The organism is uncultured Rikenella sp. (genome assembly GCF_910579375.1).
GTDB lineage: Bacteria > Bacteroidota > Bacteroidia > Bacteroidales > Rikenellaceae > Rikenella.
This window is the reverse complement of record NZ_CAJTUJ010000212.1, coordinates 1-2,402: the sequence shown is the minus strand read 5'-3', so window position 1 is coordinate 2,402 and position 2,402 is coordinate 1. Positions and strand designations below refer to the sequence as shown.

Genomic DNA, 2,402 nt, shown 5'->3' with positions numbered 1-2,402 from the left:
GGTCGCAAAAGCATTGCCTCATCACGGAAAGTTCGCCGCCAGCGGGGAGTGCAACGAGCCCCGACGAGTTGCAGTCCGCCGCGCGGGGTGGCGGCGAACTGCGCGGCTCAAAGAGCCGCAGAAGCATTGCCCAAGGCCCGGCCAATGGAACAGCATAAAGCACCGCCTCGTGTCCCTACGGGATGCTCTGGCCGGGGCTAACCGCATATTCCACCCGCGCGACTCACCAAGACGAACTGCTTACGAAACGAAAAACACACTGAGACTTTCCGAAAAATGGGAAAAATCGTCGCTTTAGCCAACCAAAAAGGAGGGGTCGGGAAAACCACCTCGTCGATCAACCTCGCCGCGTCGCTCGCGGTACTCGAAAAACGGGTGCTGCTCGTCGATGCGGATCCGCAGGCAAACTCAACTTCCGGACTCGGATTCGAAACGACCGGAACAGTCAACATCTACACGGCGCTCGCCGGAGAAAACGACCTGAAACAGGCGATGCTCGGCTCGGACGAGTTGCCGGGGCTCACCCTCGTGCCGTCGAACATCAACCTCGTCGGGGCGGAAACCGAACTGGCGCAGACAGAAGGGGGGCAGTTCCGACTCAAATCGCTGCTGGAGGAGGTCAAAAACGACTACGACTTCGTAATCATCGACTGCTCGCCGTCGCTCGGGATGCTGACGCTCAACGCGCTGATCGCGGCCGACAGTGTCATTATCCCGGTACAGTGCGAGTATTTCGCCCTCGAGGGGATCGGCAAGCTGCTCAATACCATCAAGATGGTCAAGGCGGGACTCAATCCGGCGCTGGAGATCGAGGGCTTCCTGCTGACGATGTACGACTCGCGGCTGAGGCTGGCCAACCAGGTGGTGGGCGAGGTGCGGAACCACTTCGGACACCTGGTGTTCGACACGATCATCCAGCGAAACACGCGGCTCAGCGAGTCGCCCAGTTACGGGAAACCGGTCATCACCTACGACGCGGCGAGCAGCGGAAGCGCCAACTACCTGAACCTCGCCCGCGAGTTCCTGCGCCGAAACGGCGGGGCCGATTAACGCGCACACCATTTCATTCCGATCACACCTTTACTATATATAGTAGATGAAACCCAAAACCACAGGGCTCGGCAAAGGGCTCGGCGCCATCTTCGAAATCGAAGACCTCAATATACCGAAACAGACGGCGGCCTCAAGGCGCGACAACACGGTCGCGGACTTGCAGATCGACCGGATCATTCCCAACCCGGGGCAGCCGCGGACGGTGTTCGACGAAACGGCTCTCGAAGAGCTGGCGCAGTCGATCGCGCGGCTGGGGGTCATTCAGCCGATCACGGTCAAGCGGATCGAACCGGCGGACGATAACAAGGGGGGAACGGCGGCCGAGTACATGATTATCAGCGGCGAACGGCGGTTCCGCGCGTCGCAGATGGCGGGACTGGAGACGATTCCGGCGTATGTCAGAGAGGCGAACGATCAGACGCTGCTGGAGATGGCGCTGGTCGAAAATATCCAGCGCGAAGACCTGGGGGCGATCGAGGTGGCGTTGTCGCTGCAACGGCTGATCGACGAGTGCGCGCTGACGCAGGAGATTCTGGCGGAACGGGTCGGCAAAAAACGGTCGACGATCGCCAACTACATCCGGCTGCTCAAGCTACCGGCGCAGGTGCAGAGCGCGCTGAACAACGATATGATCAGCATGGGGCATGCGCGGGCGCTGCTGGCGCTGGGTTCGGAACAGCAACAGCTGGCGCTGCTGGCTCGGATCGTCAAGGGGCACCTCTCGGTGCGGCAGACGGAACAGGCGGTGCAGGGGGCACTCCAGCCTGCGGAAAAACGGACCAAGGGCGCTCAGGCGGGGGCGGAATATCCGGCGTGCTATGCGCGGCTGGTGGAGGGGCTCGAACCGCTGCTGGGGAGCCGCATTGCGGTCAAACGAAAAACAACGGCGGCTAAAAACGGGGAGACGATGTTTTCGGGTCGGATCACGATCGATTTCGACTCGGACGAACAGGTCGAACAGATCGTCGCCCGGCTCGAAAAACTGGGGCTCAGGGAGGGGGACGCGAAGAGGGGGTGAGGCTGGCAGTGGAAATGCGTCAGCATTTCCCGTCCATCCGGTGCGTCCGTTGGGCATTTTGTTAGGGTTGCCTTTGCCTTATTGGCCAGCGCGCGGACAAAGAACAGGGCGAAGATTTGGGCTGAGGCTGCCATTTGCCCACCGCGGGCACGCGGGGCCTGCCTGGCCCGAAGGCAGTTCCCTCCTGTAGCCAGAGCCGCGCGCGATCGCTGGAGTAGGAAATCATTCAAAGCGTAAGGCGCTTTGAATAAGATTTCCGCCAGCGCGCGGAACAGAGAACTGGGCTGAGGCTGCCGTAGCGAAACGTAAGTTTCGCCCGTCCACGGGACGT

Annotated in this window: 2 protein-coding genes; both read left to right on the top strand. The window is 61.1% G+C overall.

Annotated features, from left to right (window positions below):
• Positions 1-276: 276 nt before the first annotated feature.
• Complete coding sequence (locus QZ302_RS09780; RefSeq protein ID WP_294594893.1) at positions 277-1,050, top strand: ParA family protein; 774 nt, start codon at positions 277-279, stop codon at positions 1,048-1,050.
• 46 nt (positions 1,051-1,096) lie between these two features.
• Positions 1,097-2,071: a ParB/RepB/Spo0J family partition protein gene (locus QZ302_RS09775; protein ID WP_294594891.1), complete on the top strand. Its 975-nt coding sequence runs from the start codon at positions 1,097-1,099 to the stop codon at positions 2,069-2,071.
• The last annotated feature ends 331 nt before the right edge of the window (positions 2,072-2,402 follow it).

Coding starts and splice junctions, on each gene's coding strand:
- QZ302_RS09775 (WP_294594891.1), top strand. CDS start 1,097: ATGAAACCCAAAACCACAGGGCTCGGCAAAGGGCTCGGCGCCATCTTC.
- QZ302_RS09780 (WP_294594893.1), top strand. CDS start 277: ATGGGAAAAATCGTCGCTTTAGCCAACCAAAAAGGAGGGGTCGGGAAA.